At 44.3% G+C, this 20224-nt stretch carries 13 protein-coding genes; 8 read left to right on the top strand and 5 right to left on the bottom strand.

Annotation, left to right across the window (positions count from 1 at the left end; translation table 11 throughout):
* The first annotated feature begins 592 nt into the window (after positions 1–592).
* Both QT998_RS18365 and QT998_RS18360 read left to right on the top strand, forming a co-directional pair.
* On the top strand, positions 593–2185 hold the full coding sequence (locus tag QT998_RS18365) for a glucose-6-phosphate isomerase (RefSeq protein ID WP_333116802.1): 1593 nt from the start codon (positions 593–595) through the stop codon (positions 2183–2185).
* 72 nt (positions 2186–2257) lie between these two features.
* Positions 2258–2971, top strand: a complete 714-nt coding sequence (locus tag QT998_RS18360; protein ID WP_333116799.1) for a response regulator transcription factor — start codon at positions 2258–2260, stop codon at positions 2969–2971.
* A gap of 183 nt (positions 2972–3154) precedes the next feature.
* Here QT998_RS18360 and QT998_RS18355 read toward each other — a convergent pair whose 3' ends face one another.
* The 4 genes from QT998_RS18355 to murC all read right to left on the bottom strand — a co-directional run bounded on the left by QT998_RS18355 (position 3155) and on the right by murC (position 7070).
* The gene (locus QT998_RS18355) at positions 3155–3649 is read right to left on the bottom strand and encodes a low molecular weight protein-tyrosine-phosphatase (RefSeq protein WP_333091627.1); all 495 of its coding nucleotides are present in this window, start codon (positions 3647–3649) and stop codon (positions 3155–3157) included.
* Between the two features lie 349 nt (positions 3650–3998).
* Entirely contained in the window at positions 3999–4346 is a 348-nt protein-coding gene (locus QT998_RS18350) for a YbaB/EbfC family nucleoid-associated protein (protein WP_194009747.1), read from the bottom strand.
* Between the two features lie 62 nt (positions 4347–4408).
* Positions 4409–5365, bottom strand: a complete 957-nt coding sequence (gene murB, locus QT998_RS18345; protein WP_333091630.1) for a UDP-N-acetylmuramate dehydrogenase — start codon at positions 5363–5365, stop codon at positions 4409–4411.
* A 151-nt stretch (positions 5366–5516) separates the two neighbouring features.
* Entirely contained in the window at positions 5517–7070 is a 1554-nt protein-coding gene (gene murC / locus QT998_RS18340; protein ID WP_333116796.1) for a UDP-N-acetylmuramate--L-alanine ligase, read from the bottom strand.
* 1278 nt (positions 7071–8348) lie between these two features.
* Between murC and nadD the strand changes: the two genes are divergently transcribed.
* From nadD to QT998_RS18320, 4 genes are all read left to right on the top strand, one after another.
* Positions 8349–9071: a nicotinate (nicotinamide) nucleotide adenylyltransferase gene (gene nadD, locus QT998_RS18335; RefSeq protein WP_333116793.1), complete on the top strand. Its 723-nt coding sequence runs from the start codon at positions 8349–8351 to the stop codon at positions 9069–9071.
* A 175-nt stretch (positions 9072–9246) separates the two neighbouring features.
* Complete coding sequence (locus QT998_RS18330) at positions 9247–10266, top strand: type I glyceraldehyde-3-phosphate dehydrogenase (RefSeq protein ID WP_333116790.1); 1020 nt, start codon at positions 9247–9249, stop codon at positions 10264–10266.
* Positions 10267–10714: 448 nt separating this feature from the next.
* Complete coding sequence (locus QT998_RS18325) at positions 10715–11668, top strand: GDP-mannose 4,6-dehydratase (protein ID WP_333116789.1); 954 nt, start codon at positions 10715–10717, stop codon at positions 11666–11668.
* Positions 11669–12418: 750 nt separating this feature from the next.
* Positions 12419–12982, top strand: a complete 564-nt coding sequence (locus QT998_RS18320) for a hypothetical protein (protein ID WP_333116786.1) — start codon at positions 12419–12421, stop codon at positions 12980–12982.
* A gap of 88 nt (positions 12983–13070) precedes the next feature.
* Here QT998_RS18320 and QT998_RS18315 read toward each other — a convergent pair whose 3' ends face one another.
* Positions 13071–17144: an FkbM family methyltransferase gene (locus tag QT998_RS18315; RefSeq protein ID WP_333116784.1), complete on the bottom strand. Its 4074-nt coding sequence runs from the start codon at positions 17142–17144 to the stop codon at positions 13071–13073.
* Positions 17145–17532: 388 nt separating this feature from the next.
* Here QT998_RS18315 and QT998_RS18310 point away from each other — a divergent pair, with 388 nt between their 5' ends.
* Together QT998_RS18310 and QT998_RS18305 are read left to right on the top strand one after the other, a co-directional pair.
* A complete protein-coding gene (locus tag QT998_RS18310) occupies positions 17533–18495 on the top strand; it encodes a GDP-mannose 4,6-dehydratase (RefSeq protein ID WP_333116781.1) in 963 nt (320 codons plus the stop codon).
* A gap of 83 nt (positions 18496–18578) precedes the next feature.
* The coding region (locus tag QT998_RS18305; protein ID WP_333218111.1) for a sulfotransferase family 2 domain-containing protein at positions 18579–20224 on the top strand (1646 nt) is incomplete at its 3' end.

Raw genomic sequence — 20224 nt, 5'->3', positions numbered from 1 at the left:
GAAGGTTCGTAGTGCGGACTTAAGTCCGCTCTTAAGTTGCGTACTCTGGTAGGCGCGCTAACAGTTTTTGTAATGGTAATCGACCAGACATGACATGATATCATTGGCAGCAAATCACTTGTGCTACTGTCATTACAAAACTAATCTCAAGCAATCGCTCTTGCTTGAGATTAGTTTTCTCAGCAGCCGCACAGTTTTGCAATCGCGGGTATGGAGGCGGACATTAGGACACCGAAAAGAATACTTAACCAGACTGCAATATCTACTTTACTGCGGGCGATCGCCCGAATTCGAGTATTGTCAAACCAGAACCCAAAGCCGAACCCAGACAACACTTAAATCTATTTGCGGCTATCGCTTGACTTTATATCTATCTATGGGGCTTAGCCATCAATGGGCGATCAACCTACCAAAAATGCCGCCCAAGTCATATTTTTATTGTTGAATTCTGCCGAACCCAGCCTTTTGCCTTCCTAGGACAAATGCTTAAATTTTATTGGGATTCTGCAAAAACTATACATAACATCGTTTTAAACTACAATTGGTTGATTCCCGACGACGATCGAACATTATAAAAATTTTAGAGAATTCTATGGACGCCAAAGCACTCTGGCAACGCTACCAAGACTGGCTTTACTATCACTCTGGATTGGGACTTTATCTCGATATCAGTCGCATGGGATTTGACGACGCTTTCGTAACAGCACTCAAACCCAAATTTGACAAAGCTTTCAAAGACATGGCAGCTTTGGAATCAGGCGCTATCGCCAATCCCGACGAACACCGCATGGTGGGTCACTACTGGCTCCGAAACCCCGATTTGGCTCCCACTCCAGAATTAAAACAACAAATAATTGAAGAAATTGCACAAGTCGAAGAATTTGTCAAGAAAGTTCAAAACCGCGAAATCAAACCGCCCTTTGCTCCGCAATTTACCGACATAATCTCGATCGGCATCGGCGGTTCCGCCCTCGGCCCCCAATTTGTCGCCGAAGCCCTATCCCCAGACATCCCGCCCCTAGCAATTCATTTTATCGACAACACAGATCCTGCAGGGATCGATCGCATCCTCAACAAAATCAAAGACAAACTCAGTAGCACCCTAGTAATTACCATATCCAAATCCGGCGGCACCCCCGAACCCCGCAACGGCACCATCGAAGTTCAAAAAGCCTTCGCCGCCCAAAAACTAGACTTCGCCAAACAAGCAATTGCCATCACCGGCACAGACAGCAAACTAGACAAATTAGCAAAATCCCAAGGCTGGATTGCCACCTTCCCCATGTCAGACTGGGTGGGAGGACGCACCTCAGAACTCTCAACAGTAGGACTTTTGCCCGCAGCTTTGCAAAACATCGACATTCGGGCGATGCTAGACGGCGCTAAAGTCATGGACGAAGCTACCAGAATTCCCGAAATTAAAAACAATCCCGCCGCCCTTTTAGCGATGAGTTGGTATTTTGCCTGCAACGGACGCGGCGAAAAAGATATGGTAGTTTTGCCATACAAAGATTCCCTGCTATTATTCAGCCGCTATTTGCAGCAATTAGTCATGGAATCTATAGGCAAAGAAAAAGATTTAGAAGGCAACACAGTTCATCAAGGAATCGCAGTCTACGGCAACAAAGGCAGCACCGACCAACACGCCTACGTCCAGCAACTGCGCGAAGGCGTACCGAATTTCTTCCTCACATTTATCGAAGTATTGCAAGACAGGCAAGGCATTTCCCCAGAAGTAGAAACAGGTGTTACTTCGGGAGATTATTTGTCTGGTTTGTTGCAGGGAACTCGACAAGCTTTGCACGAAAATCACCGAGATTCAATTACTGTCACAATTCCCCAAGTCAACCCTCGGACAGTAGGAGCATTAATCGCCCTCTACGAAAGAGCAGTAGGTTTTTACGGTTCCTTGGTGAATGTCAACGCCTATCACCAACCGGGCGTGGAAGCAGGCAAAAAAGCTGCCGCTGCTGTATTGGATTTGCAAAAACAGGTACTGCAAGTGCTCACAGATGCTCATGCACCTCTGTCTGTAGCAGAAATAGCCAAACAAGCCGGAAAACCAGAGCAAATCGAGACAATTTACAAAATTCTGCGACATTTGGCAGCCAACGGGCGCGGCGTAGCTTTGGAGGGGAAATTAGCGCAACCTGCTACTTTAACCGCAAGTTATAAAGAAAATTAAACAGTAGAATTAAGAATTAAAAGTGAGTAATTTCACTTTTAATTTTTCATGTTTAATTTTTAATGTCTCCCCATGCCCCTGACGATTCTGGTTGCTGACGACGATTTCGCGACTCGCCTGTCGATTACCGATTATCTGGAAATTAACGGATACTCTGTAATTCCTGCTGAGAACGGCAAAGAAGCTTTAGGGTTGGTACAGGAATTTCAGCCCCACTTGATTGTCACCGACATTACAATGCCCGAAATGGATGGCTACGAATTTGTGCGGCGAGTTCGGATTCGTCCCGCTTTTCGTTTACTACCGGTGATTTTTTTGACCGAACGCACGAGCACTGAGGAACGGATTCGCGGCTATCAGATGGGGTGCGACAATTTTCTGGCTAAGCCTTTTGAACTACAGGTGTTGGGGGTAGTGATTCGCTCTTTGCTCGATCGCTACGCTCTCATTGCTCAGGCATCTTCTCGTTCGGAATCAGAATCTACGTCAACAGAGGCACGCCACAGAGCCACCAACCACCCTGAAGCCAATTTTTTAACTCAAAAGTCAGAAACTGGCGATGGCTATTCTCCCCGCCCAAATTCTCCGAATTTAACGCAGCGAGAGCAACAAGTGCTAGATTTGCTGACAGAAGGTCTTTCTAATATTCAAATTGGCGATCGGCTGCACCTCAGTCCCCGCACCATCGAAAAGCACGTCAGCAGCTTGTTCAGAAAAACTGAAAGCAGCAACCGAACAGAACTCGTTCGCTTTGCGATGGAACACCATTTAGTCAGTAATTGGTAATTGGGAATTGGGAATTGGGAATTGGGAATTGGTAATTGGGAATTGGGAATTGGGAATTGGTAATTGGTAATTGGGAATTGGGAATTGGGAATTGGTAATTGGGAATTGGGAATTGGGAATTGGGAATTGGGCGAGCGCGAAGCGGAGGGATTGGGAATTGGCCAAACAGGGCATTGTTAATTGTTAATTGTAATTGTTAATTGTTAATTGTTCCTGACTGATAACATACTCCAACAAACCCTGCGAAGCGTCCATCAGCAAATCAATTACCCGATCGAATCCATCCGGGCCGCCGTAGTAAGGATCTGGCACTTCTTTCAGGTCGTATTTCTGGCAAAAATCGCACATCAACCGCACTTTATCTTGATATTTTCCCGCGTTGTCGAGAGCAAGAATATTCTGATAATTGTCCCGATCCATCGCCAGAATCAAATCAAAATTTTCAAAATCTTTCCTTTGAAATTGACGGGCTGCGCCTAACAATTCAATCCCTTGCTTCCTCGCAGCCAATGTCATGCGGCTGTCAGGGGCGCTACCAATGTGATAGCCACCTGTTCCGGCGGAATCGCAGGTGATACGATCGCCCAAACCTGCTTTTTCGATTAAGTGATCCATGATATTTTCTGCTGAGGGCGATCGGCAGATGTTTCCGAGGCAGACAAATAGTAATTTAGTCATTAGTTATTAGTTATTAGTTATTGGTTATTGGTTATTGGTTATTGGTTATTAGTTATTGGTTATTGGTTATTGGTTATTGGTTATTAGTCATTAGTCATTAGGAAGAAGGTTTTTTTCATCTTTTTCCCAAAGTTTCCTACTTCATAGAAATTAACCAGTCATTAGCTATCAAGTCGTTATACCAATTTCATAAAGTAGCGCTAGATATTACCACCCAACCCCCCCGATGCTTTGGGGGGCTAGGACTTCATCAGCACATCTCTAGAAAAATGGTATTACTCAACATAAATCACTAATGACTGATGACTAATGACTGATGACTACTGTCAACTGCCAACTGACCAAGGGCTTAGAAACCGGGGAGATTCAGTCCGCCGGTCAGTTCTTCCATTTTCTCCCGCATCGTAGCCGTAGACTTAGTGTAAGCATCCTGCATCGCCACGGTGACGAGTTCAGAAACCACATCAGCACCTTCACCGAGGGCATCCGGTGCAATTTCGACTCGGCGGGGTTCTTGGTTGCCGCTGAGAAAAACTTTGACCAAGCCGCCGCCGGCAGTTCCCTCAATTTCCATTACATCCAACTCTTCTTGAAGCTTTTTAGCTCCTTCTTGAACTTGCTGAGCTTTTTTGAAAGCTTCAGTCAGTTCCTTCATTTTGCCCAGGCCGAAGCCAAATCCTTGTCCTGATTTTGTCATAATTACTTTGTGATGGTGTGTGGGCTGGCAGTTTGCCGCTTTCGTATTACTTCAATGATGCCTTAGAAAGGGAACTCTCCCAGTATTCTAACTTCTGGCTCCAACAACAGCGACCACCGCTGCTCGACTTGCTGTTGAACGTGGCGGATCACTTGAAAAATATCATTTGCCGTTGCTGACCCGCAGTTAAGAATAAAATTAGCATGGCGCTGAGCTACTTGTGCGCCACCGATCTGATATCCCTTCAGTCCCGCTTGTTCGATGAACCAACCTGCCGTCTTGGGGCCGGGGTTACGGAAGACTGAGCCACAGCTCGGTAAGTGGTAAGGCTGAGTTGTCCGCCGCTGGCTGAAATTTTCATTAGTGACGGCCATTACTTGCGATCGGTCAAATCCCGGCTGCAACTGAAAAGTCGCTTCTGTTACCAGCCGATCGCCCCCTTGCAGCACCGAAGTCCGGTAGCGGTACTCCAACTCTTGGGGAGTCAAAATTTCCACCTTACCGGAGGGGGATAGCAGGCGAGCCTTGACCAGAATATCAGCAGTACAGCCCCTGTGAGCGCCTGCATTCATCACCACAGCCCCTCCCACGGTGCCCGGTATACCGACAGCCCATTCTAGACCTTTCCAGCCCCGTTTAGCCGCCAACCAAGCAAGGCGGGGAATTGACTCCCCCGCCCCGGCCGTAACTTGACCTGCTTCTGCATTGAAATGCACTTGCTTGAGGTAGCGAGTGGCGACGACCAAACCGGACAAACCCCGATCGCTCACCAACAGATTAGAACCCGCACCCAACAGAGTCACCGGCACCCCTTCATCCTGTGCCCAGGCAAAACTTGCTTGCAAAGCCTCCATGCTGCGGGGAGCGACGTACCACTGGGCAGGGCCGCCGACTCGAAAAGAAGTCTGGCCAGCAAGCGAAACTTGGGAGTTAATCTGACAGTCAGTTCCCCGCAAAGAAATAGGAGAATACACTCGCCGATAGTCCTTAACAGAGGAGTCATTCGAGATTGTCACCATCTTGAAAATCCTTAAAAATACCTTCGCTCGAAGACGTGGTTGAAAATTCATTTATCGGTGGCCGGGCAGCCATTTTGAGCGAGTCGCCCTCATCGAGCAGTGTCGGTAAAACCTGCACCGCCTTGGATGTCGATCGACTCGCAGACGCGGGCTAATTTGGGCGCGAAGCTTCTTGATAAAAAGCCATCACCTCTGGAATAATCTGATTCAGATTACCAGCACCCAAAAACAGAGCCAAATCCCCCGGTTGCAGATTTTCGGTTAAAAACTTACTTACCGACTCCAAGGAAGGCGCAAACACAACCTCTGGGCCTGCTTTAGCAATCAAATCAGCAACCTGCTGCCCGCTAATTTTTCCTAAATTCGGTTCCCCAGCACTATAAATATCGCAAGCCACAACCAAATCTGCATCCCCAAAAGATTGAGCAAATTCTGGCAAAAATGTCAGAGTTCGGCTGTAACGGTGCGGTTGAAAAATAGCAACCACTCTTCGGGATTTCTGATTTTTTTCGCTACCTTCGATACGCAAGCGAGCCGCCGCCAAGGTGACGAGAATTTCGCTCGGGTGGTGGGCGTAGTCGTCCACAAACAAGATGTCATTGTGAAAACCCCGCACCTCAAAACGGCGGCGAGCACCTTCAAAGCCGGAAATCGCTTTGGCGATCGCCGAAAACTCCAACCCCAACAATCGACCCACTGCTACCGCCGCTAGTGCATTGCTGAGATTGTGTGTCCCCAGCAACTTCAACTCCATTTCCCCCAGGAAAGCTCCTCGCTCCCAAATACCAGCCTTGGTGCTTTCGGCACCGTACTCCACTCCCGAAACCGTGTAGTCAGCACCGCTGTCCGGATTCAAACTGTAGGTGACATTGGGGGCGAGGCAGTCTTTGACGATTTTGTCGTCAATGCAGCCCACCAAGGTTTGACAGTTTTTCGCAAACACCTTAAATATGTCTATCACCTGGTCGAGAGTCTCGTAATGGTCTGGATGATCCAGTTCCACATTTGTCACTATGCCAATTTTTGCTACCAGCTTGACAAGAGAACCGTCGGATTCATCAGCCTCGGCAACTAAGTAGGGGCCTTGGCCGACACGGGCATTGCCTTCCCAAGCATTTACCTCGCCTCCTACTACGATCGTCGGGTCTAGACCCGCAGCCATCAGCATGAAGCCGATTAAGCTGCTAGTAGTAGTTTTGCCGTGAGTCCCTGCTACAGCTATGCTTTGGTAATCTTTAATTAAGGCGGCCAACACATCCGATCGATGAAAAATCGGACAGCCCAAATCTAGAGCAGCTCGATATTCGGCATTTGCAGGGTGAATTGCCGTCGAACATACTACTTGAGGCAATCCCCCATTTGCTGGGGCGTCCAAACCGTTGCCGTTCAATTTGAGAGCTTTGGCTGTCGCGACGGAAGTCCCTACCGCACCAGCGACCGAGGATACTATATTTTCGGGTGTCCCGCGATCGGAACTGCTACCGTTGATAGCCGTTTGAAAAACTTCAAAATTGCTGGCGTCTTGACGCCAAAAAATGTGAGCTCCCATTTCTTGCAAGCGCTCGGTGATGTGACTCGATTTAATATCGGAGCCGTACACGGGCAACTTGCGTTTAGCTAGAATGTAGGCAATGGCTGACATCCCAATTCCACCAATGCCGATGAAATGAAATGGTCTACCGCTGAAATCAACAGAACTCGGCATCTTCGCTCCTCACACACCACGCCACGCCAATAACACGCGATATCATCAAAAAAATGGTTAGAAACCCCGTCCCTTCGGCAAGCTTAGGGCAAGCTTTATAGGACGGCTTTATATTCCCTTTCGGGAAGGAGGAGTATGGTTGCTCCTCTGTGGAGATATGGTTGTCTCCAAAACTCCCTTGCGGGGTAAAGTTAGCTTGTCGGCAAATGTTTTCTGAGCTTTTTAGACTTGCAGCACTGTTTCTGTTACCTGGAAACGATTTAACTGCAAATGACACTCTCAGGGGATTTCGCACTCTCCAGGGTGTCGTGACTCAAAAAACCTAGACCAAGGGAAGTATACGGCCCGTCAGGACAGCTCGTAAGAATCTTACAAGCCTCATGCCGTCAGGGCTGAGGTTCCTGACATCAAGAATTGTTTTTTTCAGGATACAGTTCGCTAGACATTTTTGTACACAATTCTCTGCGCTTCCCTAAATTTCGGGATTTGTAGAGAGGTTTGTCTTGTATCCTATTTGACTTAGTACCGAGTAGTTTTCCGGAACAGTCACAAAAGAGAAAATTGCAAATCAGAGAGAATGGGGTTTGGGCCAGGATCGGCTGACTAATTTTGGGCGGTTGCACAGTCCTGCATTCTTTCTATTTCTATCCGCCTGCTGTGCTGGGATACGGCAGCAAAAGCCCCACAATCTTTTTACGAAGATTGAGGGTAAAACCCATCAGGATTTACAAACACTACCACGTATGGCACAACTTCGCTCATTTTTTAGTGTTTGATCTGTTGGTACGTTCAACAGTTGACAGTTGACCGATCGCGCTTTTGAGATTTTCTGCGAGGGAAATTAATTTTTCCGTTCTCTTTACAAGGAACAGGCTTTAAACCCATTTTTTCTATTAAGTATGCTAAGTATAGTTTTTAGAAAGATGAGGTACTATGTGGCATAGGGCATAGGGTATCGGGCTATCCTCACTTTTTTGATAACCGACCGCTATACCCTCCCTTTTGGCAAAACTCAATCTGACATGATGTTGCCCAGACTGAGCTATAGTAGGTTTCTCACTTTGTTTACAGACACAAGTAATGCTGGTGTCTGGGAGCGGACTTAAGTCGGCACTACGAACTAATCCGCGATCAGACTATTTGACATACCTCCTCGTCCTAAAGGAGCGAGGATTCCTTGACGCTTCACTGCAATGCGCTACCGAAGTAGTATAACTGGTCAAAGCCTACAAAAATAAAATTTCGGTAAAGTCTGTATTAATCCTAATTTTGGGAAATATGGAAAAAGTAGCGATTTTGGGGGGGACTTTTGACCCGGTTCATTGCGGGCATTTGTCGATCGCCCAGACGGCGGTGAGTCAATTTGGGATCGATCGAGTCATTTGGGCGATCGATCGCACCCCTCGTCACAAGTCGCACAGTGTTTTGGCAAGTTTTGACCAACGGCGGGAAATGGTGGCTCTGGCAACGGCCCAGCGGTCGGATTTTGGACTTTTGCCAGTGGATACCAATCCCTCTGGAACTTCTGCTATTGACACTTTGTTATATTTGCAAAAAATCTATCCGGGCGATCAGTGGTACTGGATTATTGGTAGCGACGCGCTCCAAACTCTCCCCAAATGGCACCGGTGCAGCGAAATTGGCGGGTTGTGCGACTGGTTGGTGGCCCCGCGTCCGAGTCAGAAAAATCGGGATCGAGAAAAAAGCGGGGAAATTGGCTCCTTTGAGTGGGGGGATAGCTTGTGGGATACAGCCATTGATGGGGATGACAAAATGCAGGATCGGACAAAAGCTGTTTGCTGTAAAGTTGCTCAACAGATGGCTCTGGTGAATGTGGAAATTCGCTGGGAGGTGCTTTCCATGCGTGCGATCGAGATTTCGTCGAGCCACATCCGCCGCTGCTGTGCCGAAAATCGCGATCTCAGTTACTTAGTCCCGGAAGCTGTACGGACTTATATTGCGACTCAGAACCTTTACCAGCAACCAGCAGCCGAAATCTGAATGCCTTTGGCATGGGGATTTCTGGCGAGTTCAAAAAAGTTTAGGCTTTTTTGATACAGACGAAAAGTTAGAAAGGATCAGCCTTTGCGATATGATCTTGTCTCATAAGTCAATTCTTAAATTTTTCCAAAATTTAAGCCTGAGCTAAGGGCTGCAATCGTTAGGAGGTAATAAGGTGATTAGAGTCGCGATCAATGGTTTTGGACGTATTGGGCGCAGTTTTGCGCGCTGCTGGTTGGGCCGAGAAGATAGCCAGCTCGAACTCGTAGCAATTAATGACACTTCCGATCCCAAAACTAATGCCCACTTGCTGAGATACGATTCCATGATGGGAACGTTGAAGGGTGTGGACATCAGTACGGATGAAAATTCGATTATTCTCAATGGCAAGACAGTTAAATGCGTGAGCGATCGTAATCCGCTCAACCTGCCTTGGAAAGATTGGGGTATTGATCTGATTATTGAAGCAACCGGTGTCTTCGTTGATCAAGCGGGTGCATCGAAGCATATCACAGCCGGCGCAAAAAAAGTGCTGATTACTGCTCCGGGTAAAGGGCCAGAAGTAGGGACTTATGTGATGGGAGTCAACCACCACAACTACAAGCACAATGACTACACAGTCATCAGCAATGCTAGCTGTACCACTAACTGTCTGGCTCCCGTACTGAAAGTGCTTAACGACAATTTTGGCATCATCAAAGGCATGATGACCACTACCCACAGCTATACTGGCGACCAGCGCTTGTTGGATGCCAGCCACCGCGACTTGCGGCGGGCGCGGGCGGCAGCGATGAATATTGTGCCGACTTCTACCGGAGCTGCTCAAGCTGTGGCTTTGGTGATTCCAGAGTTGAAGGGTAAGTTAAATGGCATCGCCATGCGGGTGCCGACTCCCAACGTGTCGGTAGTTGATTTTGTGGCTCAGGTAGAGAAAAAGACTTTTACCGAGCAGGTAAATCAAGTTTTCAAAGAAGCAGCCGAAGGCTCGATGAAGGGGATTTTGGAATACAACGATTTGCCTTTGGTTTCTTGCGACTATCGCGGAAATGATGCTTCTTCAATTCTAGATTCCAGTTTGACGCTGGTGATGGACGGCGACATGGTGAAGGTGTTGTCTTGGTACGACAATGAGTGGGGCTACAGTCAGCGGGTTGTTGACTTGGCTGAATTGGTCGCCGAACGTTGGGAAGGTTAGAATCCTGACTTCTTTCCGGCAGTCGGGCAGGGGTTTCAACCCCTGCCTCAAGGCTAAAGTCTCTTAAGAGGACTCAGAAGAAGATTTTTAAACTTACTTTTCGGGTATGTGAGGTACATAGCAGAGGTAGGGACACGGCATTGCCGTGTCCCTACGGGGATATTGAACGTACCTCATAAACCTGCAATCTGCTGTATTAGTCTTCTTAAAAGGACTCAGAAGAAGACTTTTAAACTCATTAGTCCTCATAGCGAGGACTTTAGCTATTAGACTAGACAGGGAATTCATTCCCTGGCGGACTACGGAGTGGCGGACAGTCAGCTTAAGTTGTCACCAATGAACTCTGCCTGGAAATGACTTAACTGTCTTGAACTCTTAGTCTGCGGAGGCAGACTTCGTTTGTTTAGGAGCGGTTTCAACCGCCGAATCATCAAGTTAAATAATTTATATGAAAAAAGCGTTAATTTGTGGTATATCCGGTCAAGATGGAGCTTATTTAGCGAAACTGCTTTTGGAGAAAGGTTATGAAGTTTGTGGCACCTCTAGGGATGCCCAAATGTCGAGTTTCCGAAACCTTGCCAGTTTAGGAATCCGAGACAGAGTAAAACTAGAATCCATGTCTCTCAACGATTTTCGCAGTGTCTTGCAAGTCCTAGCAAAAATTGGGCCCGACGAAGTGTACAATCTAGCAGGTCAAAGTTCCGTCGGTCTGTCTTTTGAGCAACCCGTAGAAACTCTCGAAAGCATTGCTACAGGCACGTTAAATCTGTTAGAAGCAATTCGGTTTACAGGCGGAAAAATTAAACTTTACAATGCCAGTTCCAGTGAATGTTTTGGGGATACCGGAGGCATTGCAGCGGATGAAAATACGCCCTTTCGCCCCAGAAGTCCCTATGCGGTGGCGAAAGCAGCGGCATTTTGGGAAGTAGCGAATTATCGGGAAGCGTACAATTTGTTTGCCTGTTCTGGTATTTTGTTCAATCACGAGTCGCCGCTGCGGCCGGAGAGGTTCGTCACCCAAAAAATTGTATCTGTTGTGTGCCGAATTGCTGCGGGCAGTTCCGAAAAACTGCATTTGGGAAATATTTCAGTGCAGCGGGACTGGGGCTGGGCCCCGGAATATGTGGAGGCGATGTATTTGATGTTGCAGCAGGATGAACCGGACGATTATGTAATTGCTACCGGTGCGAGTTATCCTTTGGAAGAGTTCGTACAGACAGCGTTTGTGGCTGCGGGTTTGGATTGGCAGGAACATTTGGTAACGGATGCTAGTCTCTACAGACCGACGGAGATTGCTGTTGGGAGGGGAAATCCGGATAAGGCGAAGGAAAAATTGGGATGGGAGGCAAAATATAAAATGCCTGATGTGGTGCGGATGATGGTGGAAGCGAGGCAGATTTGAGGGGAAATTATCAGGTGAAAATATGGAGGCAGAATATACGACAGCTAAGGAGTGGTATAAGGCTAATCGCCGAGAGTTGAAGAAATATCGGGTCAGTGGATAGCTTATACTAACCGAGGGGTGATTAGTTGCGATCGGGATTATCGAAAGATGAAGGACGGGATTCCGACTGATACACCTAAATTGGGTTATTTGCTCGATCGTATACATGAAAGCGAGTTTATTGAACCAGTCAGGTTTTATCCTGTCAGGATGAGGTCTTTGAAATCTCACGATTGGCAGCCAAGATATGAATTGCATATAAAAGTTCTGAACTCGGAAAATGTTCAAATACTGGATCGATATAATTTAAGCTAATTTTAGCGCTCGCACGAGCATCATGCTCTACGGTAATACACTAAGTTAGGTTTTGAGTCAATGACATGGAGTAGTACGATCAACATTTCCAGTATATTTGATGGTTGCTGCTGGTAAAGAACTTATTTATTATAGGTAAAAAATTATTCCCTAAGCTAGAGTACCTAGCGCTTCGCACAAATCCCGGGTCTATAATAACTGGTTTTGTGGGAATATCCTCAGAACTAAAAAAAATTATAACAGACTTTTTGGTTGTCACCCTGTGAGCTAGCCTAATCGATTTTAACTACCACTGTAGACAAAATTGAGAGTTAAAATGCTATCTGAATATGTTATCGTATCACAAATACTAATTAGCAGGTTTAGAATGAAATGGGTATACTAAGAATGGGAATGCCAACAGAGCTAGTAAGCAGACTCCAACAAGCTTACAACATACAACTGTTGGTCGAGACAGGCACTTATCATGGCAACACAGCACTTTGGGCAGCAGATCATTTTAAAACTGTTATAACCATAGAAGCATCTCCAGAAATATATGCACAAGCAGTTGCCACACACAGCCAGGTTAAAAACGTAAAATTTTTATACGGCCATTCAAAAGATCAACTAGCCACTCTTGTACCATCAATGAATGAACCTTGTATCTTTTGGCTAGATGGTCACTGGTGTGGAGGTGTCAGCTACGGCGAGGATGATGAATGCCCGCTTCTTGAAGAACTTCTAATTATTAACAACTCGACTCACGACCACTTTATACTTATTGATGATGCCAGACTATTTCTCAACCCTCCCCCTCCTCCTCACCGTTCTGAACAGTGGCCAAATATAAAGGCTATCTTCAATTTATTAGCAGCACAGAAGAGCAGATACACAACTGTATTTGAAGACGTTATAATTTCAGTTCCTGAATCTGCCAAGTCAGTAGTTGCTGAATATTTACTATCGTCAACTTAGCTTTTAATCGCAATTTTTCGAAACATAGACTTAGTGCAAGATGAGGTTGATAAAATTTAGTAAAAATATAAACCTCATTTCGCTAATCTTACTGCATTCTAACAGCCTCTGCTAAAGGATAACTATCCCACGGCAAGAACGGAATTAATTTTTCACGTTTGCGACAAGGACGGTAAAACAACTTACCCTCTTTATTAAGTAAACAGGTAACAAAGGAAAAAGAACTATTGGAAATCGCTACCATCTCGCACTGACTCAACAAATAAAAATCAGGATAAAAACTAGCTGGTGGCAAATCTATACCTAGTTCTTTTACTGTTACTGGTTGAAATTCGGCAAAATCATCGATAACTTCCTCTAGTGAATCACTAGCGACAAATAAAACAGGTTGCTCAATATTTTCCCATATATCTCTCAGCCAGTCTTTGTACCATTCAGTAGGGGCTGGATAATAATACAGGTTTTCGTCAAGAGAGAAATCCTTAATATCGCCACGCCGTAAGTGTATGCCTATCAGTGTCTTTCCTCTGGAATTCAAATTTTCCAAAGCAACTTTCATTGTTGCTTCAACTTCCTGAATGGGCTTAAACAGAGATCGAAAATACTCCTTGTGGGGAGCATAGAAAGTAGTCCTGTACTGAAAGAAACCCCAAAAATCAACATTTTTACATGGATCTTTTTGATACGGTATCTGTGCTGGCACAATGGGATGTCTTTCTTCAACAATCGGTAATTGTCTGGAAATTATTGGATCATTGTGGCCGAAAAGATACTGCCCAATCCACTCAGGGGTTTCTACTCGTAGATTATGTTGCTTGGCATAGATTTTCAAAAACGCATACTGAAATATCTGATTGCCGAATTGGCCATTTATACCAAGGGTAGACATGGTAATTAAAGGCTTTTTCACATAACAAGCATCTCCCCAAGTAGGGTTATAAGGTGTCGTAGTTGCCCTCCTTTCAAAACCATAGGCTTCTAAAAAGTCGTCAATCTGGTCAATTAAGGCGCATCCTTCATACAGTTCTTCATAATTAACTTCTGTATTAATTACTTCAATATATTTCAACAAGTTAGTTGCACCTTGGAAAGCCAGAAGCTCTGCACCTTGAATATCAATGTTTAATATATTAAAATCTGAAGCCTGTAGCTGCATTTCTTCTAAGAGGGTATCAAGGGTTTTGGCTTCTACTGTTAATTTGTGAGTTACTTGGATGGTGGGGTATATATCTCCATGAACCTTCAACGGTAAAATGGAGCTACTCATCTCATTGTTGGTGACAATCAACTCGACTGTGCCATTTTGATTGCTGATTGCACAATTTACTACTTGCACCTCCAACATTCCAGCCATTCGTTTTTTGAGTCTTTCTGCTACATCAGGGTTAGCCTCAATAAATAATACTTGCTTTATTCCCATTTCTTGGTATGTTTTTAACTCCTCACCTTCATGCGCTCCCACATGAATAACTCCACTAGGGAGAACTGAATGTTGCTTACAAACCTGAGAAATATCAAGCATCGCTTCGGGCGGTTCACCTAAAACTGTTGAGCGGAATCTCTCATTTACGGCTAAGAAATTGCTGAATTGAAAATCCTCGTGATTAGGTGAAAAATTGGGCAGGTATTCTAACTGGTCTGGCAAAATTTTAAAAATTGAATAACGATATTGCGATAGCAAAGCAAAAATCTGCTCTAAGGTTGTGCCAGCATCAAGGTATGTACCGCCATACTCAAACTGGATATAATCTATTCTCCCTGATTTCAATAAATTTATCGCGCCAGACAATACATCTAGTTCCGCTCCTTCTACATCTATCTTCAAGAAGTTAATCCTCTTGATTCCCAATCTGTTACAGTAACCGTCAATGGTAGTTGCCAACACCTCCACACTTTGAGGAGGCTGAAGACGATAAGTGCTTTCAACATCAAAGCCCCGACGGTAGATTGTACTCCACTGAGGCGCATCAGGATAATAACAAATTTTAGCAAGTCCGTCGGTTTTAGAAACAGCACAGTTATTTGGGATGAGCTTTCCCGAAGGATTTTTGGAGGAAATGTTTTTAATGAGTTCCTGGTAAATTTTAGGCACTGCTTCAAAAAGGTGTACTTCGATATCAGAAACAGCATTTAAAACTTCTTCAGTCCATCCCCCTACATTAGCGCCAATATCAAAGACTGTTTGACCTTGGTTAATAAATCTTTTGATAACGTTGAATTCGCCAGTTTCATTAAATACGTTCACATTCACCTCTTGTCCTAAGTCAGATAACCGTCGCCAGTCATTAATTACTGATACCGCATCTCCATGATTGACAATTTTTTCCCACATTTGGTTGTAGTCATCTATGACTTGCTGTAACTTTACCTGTTTTTCTTCAAGGACAGCATGATCAATCGCCATTTGCGTCAATTTTGGCTTTAAGAAGTGTCTGTATTGACGGATATTCTTTTTTAGATAATCTGGTATATCTTTACCTTCAACATCTCTAATGTCGTAATAGTATTTGCCAAGAGAGTCTTCATCATGGGTAGGTCTTGTTACATCAAAATTGATCAAAGGAATTCCTGTTTCTTTAGAATTATCTGCCTCTGCATGAGCAAAACTCTGCAATTTGTACCTGGTTGATTTGGCACCTCCAAAATAACTCAAATGCCACCCCCCCTTCTCTATGTAAGGGTGTTGAAATCCTTCCTTTCTAATATTTGCTGCTTTCCAATTTGGACTCCAAAAACCTTCGTCAGACCTCCTAACTTGGGTGGCAGTTCTAACTTTAAAATCTTTGTATTTACAAGCTACAGTACCACACCACCACTGAGTCTGAAAAGCATCTAGATTATTATGATACAGATCATGGGTAAAGATGACAAAATCATTATCTAACAACAGATTTATAGCATCTTCTATTTTTTCTTTTCTGGGTATTTCATCGACATCGCTGATTAAAATAATGTCTTTATCGTTGCATGGTATAAGTCTCAAAGGTCGAATGATACAATCCCTTTGATGATTCTCCAAAGGCCACCTTTCGCCATTGATAACTTCTGGCATATCATCGACAACATAATGAATAATTTTGTCCTGATATTCAGCAAATTCATGGATAAACTGTTGGTAGTATAAGGGTTTAGGGTTTCCACTATGAGTCTTGGTTGCTTCTACTAAAATAAACTTATCTACAACATCTTTTAATTCTTCAATTCTGATTTTCAGAATATCCAATTCATTGAAAAAGGCAAAACAGTCATAAATTTGAGGGCGTTTTTGATTAGCTTGCATATTATCGGGATTGAGTTTAAAAGCCTTGTAGTAACAGAGGCTAGCCTCGGTTGCGTTTCCCTGAGCTGCTAGTGCTTCTCCTAAGTTATAGTAAGATTCGTCAGAGTTGGGACTCAGTTCAAGAGAATGACGCAAAGTATCGATCGCACCTTCTAAATCCCCCTGTTTAATTAATAATTCCCCTAAGCGATAATGAGCTTGCACATCATCTGGATTTAACTCAGTAATGTGGCGATAAGTCGCGATCGCCTCTTCCCACTGCTCTTGTTTCACCAATGCCTTCCCTAAATTCAACCAAACTTCCGAGTGATCTGGTTGAATCTCTAGGAGCTTGCGATAAGCCTGCACATCATCTGGATTTAACTCAATCGCACGACGATAAGAAGTGATCGCCCCCTCCAAATCTAACTGAGTTCGCTGTTGCAGCAATTCCCCCAGTTTATACTGTATCCAATCCGTCTCTGGTTCAAGCTCACTGGCACGGCGATAAGCCGCGATCGCCTCATCTAGCTGACCCAATTTTTCTAAACTATGCCCTAACCCATAGTAAGTCCCGAAATGTTCGGCATTGAGTTCAATGGCTCTGCGGAAAGCAACAACCGCTTCCTCCCACTGTTCCTGTCGATCTAAAGCATCCCCCAAGTGATGATAAGACCAAGAAAAATCCGGGTTGAGTTCTATGGAGCGCCGGAAAGCTGTGATCGCCTCATCTAGTTGACCTAATTTTGCTAGAGCTTCCCCTAAATTGTGGTAAGACCAGGAGAGGTCAGGATTTAGCTCAATGGCATTGCGGTAGGCTGCGATCGCCTCCTCCAGATTCCCTGACTCTAGAAGTTGATTCCCATTATTCAAATATATCGTCGCAGTTTCGTTTGTATTCATTTCACTTTTAATTTTATATTTTGAAATAATTATATTCTCAGTTTGACTCTCAGTTTTACCAAGGCTGCCTTTGAGTTTAATTGAATCATGCCAGACAATATAAATTTATGGACTTGACAAAGATGCAACACTTTGCTAATCAAATCAATAAACTCTAGCTCTCTGGTCGTTTCTAATTTCAAACTTTGTACACGATACCAGACTAGAGGCGCTTTGGCAAAGTTCCTGACTTAAAACAAATTGACACATCGTCAAACATACTAGGGAACACTTGATCCCAATGTCAAGTCAACTAGCAAAATCCGCCTTCAGTGTGCCTGCATATGTACTAAACTGAGCAAGCACCAAACAGGCGGCAGTCATTCAGAGAGTTTTTAGAGGCAATTCTATGAAAAAAGCACTAATTTGTGGTATATCCGGTCAAGACGGAGCTTATCTAGCCAAATTCCTCCTAGATAAAGGCTACTCAGTCTGTGGCACATCGCGAGATGCCCAAATGTCAACCTTCAACAACCTCACGCGCTTAGGCATCCGTGACTCAGTAAAGCTAGAATCCATGTCCCTCAATGACTTTCGCAGCGTTTTGCAAGTGCTTGCCAAAATTGAGCCAGATGAGGTGTACAATTTAGCAGGTCAGACTTCCGTGGGACTGTCCTTCGAGCAACCAGTGGAAACCCTAGAAAGCATTGCCACCGGGACACTGAATCTCCTAGAGGCAATTCGATTTACAGGGGGAAAGATTAAATTATATAATGCCAGTTCTAGTGAGTGTTTTGGCGACACTGGAGGCAAAGCCGCCGAAGAAAGCACCCCATTTCACCCTAGAAGTCCCTATGCAGTTGCCAAGGCAACAGCGTTTTGGGAAGTCGCTAATTATCGGGAAGCCTATAATTTGTTTGCTTGTTCTGGTATCCTGTTTAATCACGAATCCCCTCTGAGGCCAGCCCGGTTTGTGACCCAAAAAATTATTGTATCAGTAGCTTGCCGGATTGCCACGGGTAGTCCAGAAAAGCTGCAATTGGGTAATATTTCTGTACAGCGGGACTGGGGTTGGGCTCCCGAATACATGGAAGCAATGTATCTGATGTTGCAGCAGTCAGAACCCGATGATTATGTAATTGCTACTGGGGAGAGCCATGCCTTAAAAGAATTTGTTGCCCAAGCGTTTGCCACTTTGGGATTAGACTGGGAGGAACATACAGTTATAGATACGAGTCTGTACAGACCGACAGAAATTGCACTTGGCAAAGGCAACCCCGCTAAGGCCAAGGAAAAATTAGGTTGGCAGGCAAAATATAAAATGCACGATGTAGTAAAGATGATGGTGGAGGCAAAGCAGGCTAATTTTTAATAGACGGACAGAATCTATACTAAGGATTCTGTTATACCCAAAGTTAAATTTTGTTAAGTTAAGTACAAATAGGAGAAATGGGAATGAGTAAGTGGAAAAAAAGTTTTAGCTATAAGGGGAAAGAACTCCTTTACAACCGCATCCGATATAACAATCCATCGGAAAGAGCAGTAGAAGTACCGATAGGGTTCGAGTTTTTGGTCAATGTTCCCAAATCCGCCCGCGTCTTAGAAGTGGGAAACGTGCTATTCTATTATGAAAATTCCCTCAGTCAGTATACGGGAGTTATTTCCAGAAAGATTGTAGATAAATTTGAAATAGAGCTAGGTGTAGACAATGAAGATTTAATGTTACTTAGCTCTGAACAAAAATATGATGCTATAGTTTCTATTTCAACAGTAGAGCATATAGGACAGGGTGTTACCCCCGTAGGCACTTATGGTGAAGTTACAGAAGAACGAGATTTGGAAGCGCCTCTCAAGGCTATAGCTAAGATATACGATCTGCTCACTACGGGTGGAACTGCCTTAATTACCGTTCCTTTTGGAACCCTGACAGATGGTGAGTGGTATATTCAGTTCAGCGGTCAGTACCTAAGTCTTTTAGAAAAGTACGGAATCCCTAAAGAAGCAGTTACTACAAATTTCTTAAAATTAGTGGATCGAGATCCGACCGAAGATAGCGTTAAAATGTTGTGGGAAGAAGTCGATGCTATTGAAGTTAGTAATGTAGAGTACAATTATCCATTTACAACAGCTAATGCGATTGTTATTATAGAGATTTCTAAGGTTTCCAACGATTTCTATTTAAACTTAAATGTCGAACCTACGCCTTTGTTTTACAATAAGCCTTATGGGGAGCGGATAGGATCGGGTCAAGACATGGTGCAATTGCGCCAAATCCAGGCAGAGTTAGAGCAATACAAGGCGCAATTGCATAAAACTCAGGCGAATGTGGAAATAATCTCGGTTCATGTGCCAAAAACAGGAGGAACAACGTTCTCTCAAATTTTAATTGATATTTATGGCACTGAAGCTATTTTCATGGATTATTTGAATAGGCCCGCAAGTCAAATATATAAACCATCCGATTTGCAGCCAAACATTAAAGCTATTCACGGTCACTTTCACCCCGATAAATACAATGGTTATTTTCCGAATGCTAAAAGAGTAATCTGGTTGAGGAACCCCGTGATTCGATTAATATCAAATTACTTTTATTGGCGATCGCAAGAGGAGGGGGTTCCACGCAATATGGATGTCTTGGGAATCGTAGAGTTTGCTGAGATGGTGCAAAATACAGCAACTAGCTTTATTGGTAAAAATCAATTGAGTGATTTTGATTTTGTCGGAATTATGGAGTTTTTTGAGTCCGACTTAGAAGATTTAAGAAAGATAATGAAATGGTCAGAATTTACTATTTGTCATGACAACAGCAATATATTTCCTAATTATAAATATCAAGTACAAAAAATCTTAGCTGATAACGAAATTCTCAATAAGTTAGCACAGAGCAACAGTCTCGATATGGAACTGTATCAAGAGGCTCTGAACTTGCGAGCAAAGCGTAGGAATGAATTAGGTGGATTCCACCAGCTTCTACAACTTAGTGAACAGTCTCAATCTCAACTGCACCAAACTCAGGGGGAATTGGAACAGTCTCAATCTCAACTGCACCAAACTCAGGGGGAATTGGAACAGTCTCAATCTCAACTGCACCAAACTCAGGG

This window comes from Microcoleus sp. S1D4 (assembly GCF_036700765.1).
GTDB lineage: Bacteria > Cyanobacteriota > Cyanobacteriia > Cyanobacteriales > Microcoleaceae > Microcoleus.
This window is presented reverse-complemented; position numbering and strand designations above follow the sequence as displayed.

Coding starts and splice junctions, on each gene's coding strand:
- QT998_RS18365 (WP_333116802.1), top strand. CDS start 593: ATGGACGCCAAAGCACTCTGGCAACGCTACCAAGACTGGCTTTACTAT.
- QT998_RS18360 (WP_333116799.1), top strand. CDS start 2,258: ATGCCCCTGACGATTCTGGTTGCTGACGACGATTTCGCGACTCGCCTG.
- QT998_RS18355 (WP_333091627.1), bottom strand. CDS start 3,649: ATGACTAAATTACTATTTGTCTGCCTCGGAAACATCTGCCGATCGCCC.
- QT998_RS18350 (WP_194009747.1), bottom strand. CDS start 4,346: ATGACAAAATCAGGACAAGGATTTGGCTTCGGCCTGGGCAAAATGAAG.
- murB (WP_333091630.1), bottom strand. CDS start 5,365: ATGGTGACAATCTCGAATGACTCCTCTGTTAAGGACTATCGGCGAGTG.
- murC (WP_333116796.1), bottom strand. CDS start 7,070: ATGCCGAGTTCTGTTGATTTCAGCGGTAGACCATTTCATTTCATCGGC.
- nadD (WP_333116793.1), top strand. CDS start 8,349: ATGGAAAAAGTAGCGATTTTGGGGGGGACTTTTGACCCGGTTCATTGC.
- QT998_RS18325 (WP_333116789.1), top strand. CDS start 10,715: ATGAAAAAAGCGTTAATTTGTGGTATATCCGGTCAAGATGGAGCTTAT.
- QT998_RS18320 (WP_333116786.1), top strand. CDS start 12,419: ATGCCAACAGAGCTAGTAAGCAGACTCCAACAAGCTTACAACATACAA.
- QT998_RS18315 (WP_333116784.1), bottom strand. CDS start 17,144: ATGAATACAAACGAAACTGCGACGATATATTTGAATAATGGGAATCAA.
- QT998_RS18310 (WP_333116781.1), top strand. CDS start 17,533: ATGAAAAAAGCACTAATTTGTGGTATATCCGGTCAAGACGGAGCTTAT.